This window comes from Kitasatospora putterlickiae (genome assembly GCF_039527695.1).
GTDB classification, from domain to species: Bacteria; Actinomycetota; Actinomycetes; order Streptomycetales; family Streptomycetaceae; genus Kitasatospora; species Kitasatospora putterlickiae.
Genome location: NZ_BAAAKJ010000051.1, coordinates 5,796 through 12,649 on the forward strand (window position 1 = coordinate 5,796; position 6,854 = coordinate 12,649).

Annotated in this window: 4 protein-coding genes; 2 read left to right on the forward strand and 2 right to left on the reverse strand. The window is 74.9% G+C overall.

Annotation, left to right across the window (positions count from 1 at the left end; translation table 11 throughout):
• Positions 1–19: 19 nt before the first annotated feature.
• Together ABD308_RS06000 and ABD308_RS06005 are read right to left on the reverse strand one after the other, a co-directional pair.
• The gene (locus tag ABD308_RS06000; RefSeq protein ID WP_344328107.1) at positions 20–3,463 is read right to left on the reverse strand and encodes a LamG-like jellyroll fold domain-containing protein; all 3,444 of its coding nucleotides are present in this window, start codon (positions 3,461–3,463) and stop codon (positions 20–22) included.
• Positions 3,464–3,562: 99 nt separating this feature from the next.
• Positions 3,563–4,201, reverse strand: coding sequence for an HD domain-containing protein (locus ABD308_RS06005; RefSeq protein ID WP_344328116.1), 639 nt, complete (start codon positions 4,199–4,201; stop codon positions 3,563–3,565).
• A gap of 201 nt (positions 4,202–4,402) precedes the next feature.
• Between ABD308_RS06005 and ABD308_RS06010 the strand changes: the two genes are divergently transcribed.
• Together ABD308_RS06010 and lanKC are read left to right on the forward strand one after the other, a co-directional pair.
• Positions 4,403–4,858 carry a hypothetical protein gene (locus ABD308_RS06010; protein WP_344328119.1) on the forward strand — a complete coding sequence of 152 codons (456 nt, stop codon included), beginning with the start codon at positions 4,403–4,405 and terminating at the stop codon, positions 4,856–4,858.
• A 496-nt stretch (positions 4,859–5,354) separates the two neighbouring features.
• On the forward strand, positions 5,355–6,854 hold a 1,500-nt coding region (gene lanKC / locus ABD308_RS06015; protein WP_344328121.1), incomplete at its 3' end, for a class III lanthionine synthetase LanKC.

The following is a 6,854-nucleotide window of genomic DNA, read 5'->3' on the forward strand; positions in this document are numbered from 1 at the left end:
CCCCCCACCGGGCCCGGCCTCAGCCCTTGGCGAAGCCGGTCGGGCTGAGCGAGTCGAAGCCGAGCCGGACGGCGGTGACCGGTCCCAGGTCGGCGTTGGTGGTGTGCACCGACACCAGCTCCTGGTCGGTCAGCGCCCGGCGGTGGATCCGGAACTCGTCGAACGAGCCGGTGAACCGGTTGGTGCCGTCGGGCTTCGCCCCGAGCTCGAACCCGCTGACCGCGAAGGCGTCGGTGATCGTCACCGAGCCCGCCGGAACGGCAGAGGAGCCCACCACCGCGCCGTCCACCAGCAGCTGGAGCGTGCCGCCCGCGCGGCGCAGCGCCACCTGGTGCCACTGCCCGTCGCCGAACGCCGTGGCCGCCGAGGTGTCCACCGCCGTCACCATGGTGGTCGCGGTGTCCGTCTCGAAGGCCGCGTAGAGCCGGTCCTGCGAGGGCTGGACGCGCAGCCAGATCTGCCGCTCCGAGGCGCCCGTCCCGTACGCCCAGAGCAGCACCTGGTCCGGGTCGGCCGGCTTCGCCTGGTAGCGGACCTCGCTGCTGACGGTGAAGTCGCCGGCGCCCAGCGCCACCGCCGGGCGGTAGGGCAGCCGGACGTCGTCGTCGGTGCCGTCCAGGGTGAGCGCCGCGCCGAACGCGCCGGCCGCCGTGAGCCCGGCCCCGCCGTCGACGCGGGCGTTGACGCAGTGGACGGAACCGTCCGGGGTGGACGGCCCGTCGTCCAGGCGCACCGTGTCGTGCCGCTGGGTCCACTGGCTCTCGAAGCTCCACCAGAGCGCGGGCAGGTCGGCCGGGTAGTAGCCGCTGCTGCCGGCCGGCGAGCCGGCCACCGTCGCCAGCTCGGCCGTGCTCAGCGCCCGGTGGTAGAGCCGGACGTCGTCCAGCGAGCCGGTCAGCACGTCGGTGCCGGTGGGCTTGGCGCCCACCCGCAGGCCCTCGATGCCCTGCTCCGCGCCGGCCGTCAGCGAACCGGTGAGGCCGGTGACGGACGCGCCGGCGCCGCCGTCGACGCTGAGCCGCACCGTGCCGCCGGTCCGGGTGAGCGCCATCAGGTGCCAGGTGTCGTTGCCGAACGCGGTGGCCGGGGAGGTGTCCGGCAGGGCCACCGTGACGGTGTCGGTGGCGGTCTGCACCCAGGCGTACAGCCGGTCCTGGGAGGGCTGGGCGCGCACCCACAGCGAGCGCTGGCCCGAGGTGGAGCCGTAGGCCCAGAGCAGGGCCTGGTCGCCGGCGCCGGCCTGGTACTTGAACCAGACGGTGTAGGTGAAGTCGCCCGCGCCGACGTCGAGGGCCGGCGTGTAGGGCACCTGGACGCCGGGGCGGTCACCGCCGACGTCGATGCCGGTCGCCCCGACCCGGCCGGTCACCAGCGAGGGCTTGCCGCCCAGCAGGGTGCCGTCGGCGCAGTGCCCGGAGACGTCCTCCTCGATCGAGACCGGGGTGCGGGTGGGCACGGTCGCCCCGTCCAGGACCTGGAAGGGCAGCCGCACGCCGAGCGCCGCGTCGGCGTCGGGCGCCAGCGAGGCCGCGTTGGTGTCCCGCAGCTCGGTGACCTGGGCGGGCGTCAGCGCGGTGCGGTACAGCCGGAACTCGTCCAGCGAGCCGGTGAAGCGGTCGTCGGCGGCGGCGTTGGGCTTGGCGCCCAGGCGCAGCCCGGTGGTCCGGTCGCCCGGGCCCGGGGTGACGGCGCCGGTGACGCCGGTGGCGGTGGCCGGGGTGCCGCCGTCGACGGCCAGGCCCACGGTGCCGCCGGTGCGCGAGAGCGTCACCAGGTGCCAGGCGCCGTCACCGAAGGCGGTCGCCGCGGACGGGTCGGTCAGCGCCACGGGGGTGCCGGCGTCGGTGCCCTGCACCCAGCCGTAGAGCCGGTCCTGGCCGGGCTGCGCGCGCAGCCACACCTGGGGGACGGCGCCCACGCCGTAGCCCCAGAACAGGACCTGCTGGGGGGTGGCGGCGGTGGCCTGGTACTTGAACCAGAGGGTGTAGGTGAAGTCGCCCGCGCCCGGGTCGATCGGGCGCGACCAGGGCAGCTCCGCGTACTGCGCGGCGGCCGCGGCGCCGTCCAGCACCAGGCCCTGGTTGTAGCGGCCCGGGCCGAGCGCCGCGCCGCCGCGCGGGTAGGCGTCGCCGTGCTCCGGGCCGGCGTCGGGGGTGGTGACCGCGGCGGGCACGTGCTGCTGGTCGGAGCCGGTGCCATGGAAGCCCCCGGGCAGGCCGAGCGCGGCGGGGGTGAGGGTGCGGTAGTGGAGCTGGTCCGCCGAGAAGGTCGTGCCGGTCTCGTAGAGCAGCCCGATCTCGCCGGTCGCGGCCTCGACCAGGTCGGAGTAGCCGGACGCGTTGCCGGTGATCAGGCCGTTCGCGGGGGTCTTCCAGGTGGTGCCGTTGTCGGTGGAGTACCGCACGGTCATGTTCTTGCGGCTGCTGGGGTCGGCCGGGCCGGAGAACAGCAGGGTGTCGCCGGACGCGTTCTGCCAGGTCTGGCGCAGGGCCAGCACGGAGCCCTGGACGTCCGGGGTGACCAGCGAGGGGAGCACGGTGGCGGCGGGCGTCGTCGTCCCGCCGTCGGTGCTCACCGCGCGGGTGCGGTGGTTGGCGCCGCCGCCGATCTGGTTGCGGGCCATGGCGTAGACGCCGCCGCCGCGCAGTTCGGTGACGGAGACCTCGCCGGGGTTGACCAGCGCCTGGCCGGGATCGGCCGGGTCCGCCACGTAGGAGTTGGGCGTGGCGCCGGCCTGCCAGGTCGCGCCGTGGTCGTCGCTGTACAGCACGCCCGCGTACACCACGCCCTTGGACGGGACCTGGTGCGCCCCGACGACCAGCCGCCCGGCGTGCGCGCCCTGGGTGAGCTGGACGCCGTGGCCGGGGCCGGTGGCGAACCAGCCGTCGGTGGCGCCGGAGAACGTCGAGGTCAACTGCTCGGCGGCGGACCAGGTGCGGCCGTCGTCGTCGCTGTGCTGGATCCAGGGCAGCCGCTTGCCGGTCGGCGTCGCGGGGTTGGAGGTGGAGAGCAGGAGGATCCGGCCGGTGGTGGCGTCCACCACGGGCGCGGCGTTGCCCCGGGTGTAGGGCTGGTCGGCGTCGTCGGGGCCGCCGGACAGCACCACCTCGATCGGGCCCCAGCTGCGGCCGTCGTTGGTGGAGCGGCGGACCACGAGGTCGATGTCCTGGCGGTCCGCGCAGGTCGGCGACTTGCGGGCCTCGGCGAAGGCCAGCAGGGTGCCGGCCGCCGTGCGGGTCAGGGCCGGGATGCGGTAGCAGCCGTAGCCGCCGGTGCCGCCGGCGAAGAGCACCTGGTCCGAGGTGCCGCTGACCCCGCTCGCGGCGGCCGGCCCGGCGGGCGGGCCGGCCAGCGCGAGGACGACCGCGGTGCAGAGCGCCGCCGTCCAGGCCGTCCAGGCGAACCGGAGGGCGCCGGTCCGGCGCCGCGGGCGCCCGTTCCAGCGTGAACATGATCGATTCATGACGGCGGACTGTAGGCCGCTCGTGTGTACGGAGGATGTCGGGCCGGTGCGCACTCCGTGGCCCGCGCCGGTCCCGCCGGCCGGCCGGCTGACCGGCCGTCACTCCGCCCAGGGGGAGCCCTTGATGGCCTCGACGAAGTCGCCGCGCTCGAAGCCGGGCAGGTAGTGGGCCAGCACATCGGCCTTGACGTTGCCGAAGGTGGTGGCCGGCCGGTCCTTGAGGCCGTCGGTGAAGGCGGCGAGGATCCGGTTCTTGAAGTCCGGCCGGGGATGGGCGTCGGTGACGGCGGCGCGCTGCTCGTCGGTGACGGCGTGGTAGCCGATGCCGAGGACGTCCAGCTCCACGCCCCGGGTGACCAGGGCGACCTCGGGCGCCATCCGCAGCGGGATCTCCGGGGTGGTGTGCAGGGCGATCGCCGCCCACACCCGGTCGGCCGGCGCGCCCGTGACGCCGTGGGCGTGCAGGAAGCGGCGGGCCTCGTCGGCGCCGTCGATCTCGAAGCGCTGGTCGGTGCGGGCGAACCGCGCGGTGAGCCCGAGGTCGTGGAACATCGCCCCGACGTAGAGCAGCTCCGGGTCGAAGTCCAGCCCCTGTTCGGCGCCGCGCAGCGCCCCGAACAGGAAGACCCGGCGGGAGTGGTCGAACAGCAGCGGCGAGGCCGCGTCCCGGACCAGCTCGGTGGCCTCCCGGGCCAGGGCGCTGTCCGGGATCCGCACGCCGGCGATCGTCTCGCTCATCTCGACTTCCTTCCGCTGGGGAACCTTCGGTGGCCTCCACCACCCTCGCCCGGCGGCGCGGTCGGGCGCCAGACCCGTACCGCCGTTCGCCCGAGTGGCGGGGCCGGCCGGCGGCCCGCTCCGATCGGGCCGCCGGATCGTTGAACGGGCATGGCGGACGAAGCGGGTGGCGGTGGAGCGGGTGACGGCGGAACGGCGCCGATGGTCTGGGCCCTGGCGGTGCGCGCGGTGGCGGCCGGTCCGCCGTTCGCGGAACTGATCGTGGAGATCGGTCCGCGGCTGTACGGGGAGTTCGTCGAGAGCGCCGTGGACAGCGGCTTCGTCATGGCGGCGGGGGAGCCGCCCGCCAGCACCGCCGTGGTCGGGCTGCACGGCTCCGTCCTGAGCCGGCTCGTCCTGGTGGGCGGCCGGCAGCTCTGGGAGCCGGCCTCCGAGGTGCGCGCCTCGCCCGGCTGGGTGGCGGCCGCCGAGGAGCGGGGTCTGGTGGTCGTGCTCGTGGTACCGCCGGGGACGTGGCCGCCGGGCCTGATGGACCTCGCCCCGGAACAGGGCGCGGAGGTGCTCGGCCGGAGCCTGGAGGAGGCCCGCACCGCCGGCGCGGTGCTGCACGGCACGGCGGGCTACACGCAGCTCGGCCCCCTCGGCCCCCGGTCCTGAGGGGACGGAAGTGGCGTCCGGGGTCGGACTCGTGCGAACGAATCATTCCGATGAGGCCCCCGGTCGGTCAAGGGAAAACAAATTTCCCGGCCTCCTGAAATACTGCTGAAATAGAACAGCAATATCGCACGGCGGGCATCTGTTCGTTTTATCCGACGGGGAGTCGGATGGCCCCCGGGTGGCCGGACCCGGGGGTGCGCCGCGCGTGCGCCGTCTCCGAGCTGGCCCGGTCGGTGCCGCAGCCGATCCCGCGACGAGGGCGGCGCGCGCCCCCGCGCCCCGCTCGCGGGGCGGCGCCATGCGCGACCGGGGTGCGCGAGACCGGCCGGACCGGTGGAATGCGCGCCGTTGCGGAGGCGTCGAGGCGGAACTCATTATTCGGATGGCCTGATCGCCATACCGGAATTCCTTCGCAGGGATTCACGGCCGGCGCGGCCCGCACCCACCCCCGTTCGTACGCCCCCGCTCCGCCGTTCCCGCCATGAGGAGGGTTCCGTTGGACAACCGGTACGAGGCCTACGCCTACGCCGACCCGCTCTTCTACGACTCGCCCCGGCGCTGGGGAGCGCACGAGGAGTTCGCCGCCGTCACCCGCCCGCTGCCCGAGGGCTGGGAGCACGGGGACCTGGAGATGTGGGCCGTGGTGCGTCCCGTCGGCGTACCGATCCCGGACCAGGGCTGGAAGATCCACGTCTCCACGTGCGTCGAGACCGCGGAGGAGGTGCTGGAGACCGTCTTCGCCTACTGCCTGCGCGAACGGATCACCTTCAAGTTCCTGCGCGGCCTGCCCATCCTCCAGGTGCAGAACTCCAAGTACGCGCCGCGCGGCTCCAGCGGGAAGTTCTGCACCCTCTACCCCGTGGACGACGCCGAGCTGGCGCGCTGCCTCGACGGCCTCGGCGCGCTGCTCGCCGGCCGGCCGGGCCCCTACATCCTCAGCGACCTGCGCTGGCAGGACGGCCCGCTGTACCTGCGCTACGGCGGCTTCGCCGAGCGCTACTGCCGCAACGAGGCGGGCGAACGGGTACTGGCCCTGGCCGGACCCGACGGGCGGCTCGTCCCCGACGTGCGCGGCGCCGCCTTCGCCGTCCCCTCCTGGGCGCCGGTACCGGAGTGCATAGCCCCGGCCGTCGCCGAGCGCGCTGTCCAGCGCGACACCGGGCTGCCGTACACGGTGGAACGGGTCCTGCACTTCTCCAACGCCGGCGGCGTCTACCTGGCCCGCGACGGGCGGGACGGCCCGCCGGTGGTGCTCAAGGAGGCCCGCCCCTTCGCCGGGCTGGACCAGCGCGGCGTGGACGCGGTCACCCGGCTGCGCAACGAGTACGCCGTCCTCGCCCGGCTGGCCGGAGTCCCCGGGGTCCCCGCCGAGCACGGACTGCTGACGGCCTGGGAGCACGAGTTCCTCGTCCAGGAGTACGTGGCCGGGCAGTCCCTGAGCGAGTGGCTGACGGCCCGCTACCCGCTGATCCACCCCGGCGCCGACGAGGACGCCGTCACGGAGTACACCCGGGACGCCCTGGCCGTCGTCGACCAGGTGGAACGCGCCCTGGAGCGGATCCACGCCCGCGGCGTCGTCTTCGGCGACCTCCACCCCCGGAACCTGATCATCAGGCCGGACGGCGAACTGTGCTTCATCGACTTCGAACTCGCCAGCACCGTCGAGGACTTCCTGCGCCCCGCGCTGGGCGCCGCCGGATTCACCGCCCCGCTCGGACGCACCGGGACGGACATCGACCGCTACGGACTCGCGGCGCTGCGCCTGTGGCTCTTCTACCCGGTGGTCCAGCTCACCGCGCTGGACCCGGACAAGGCGGGCGAGCTCGCCGACGCGATCGAGCGGCGCTTCCCGGTGCCGCCCGGCTACACCGACGACATCCGCCGCCACCTCGCCCGCTCGCCGGGGGACGGCCGCACCCCGCGCCCCGAACTGGACGCGGGCCGCGCCGGGACCCGCGCGCTGCTGGAGGCCCCGGTCGCCGACTGGCCGGCGATC

Bases quoted from the DNA above. Each gene is read 5' to 3' on its own strand.
- ABD308_RS06000 (WP_344328107.1), bottom strand. From the start codon at position 3,463: ATGAATCGATCATGTTCACGCTGGAACGGGCGCCCGCGGCGCCGGACC.
- ABD308_RS06010 (WP_344328119.1), top strand. From the start codon at position 4,403: ATGGTCTGGGCCCTGGCGGTGCGCGCGGTGGCGGCCGGTCCGCCGTTC.
- ABD308_RS06005 (WP_344328116.1), bottom strand. From the start codon at position 4,201: ATGAGCGAGACGATCGCCGGCGTGCGGATCCCGGACAGCGCCCTGGCC.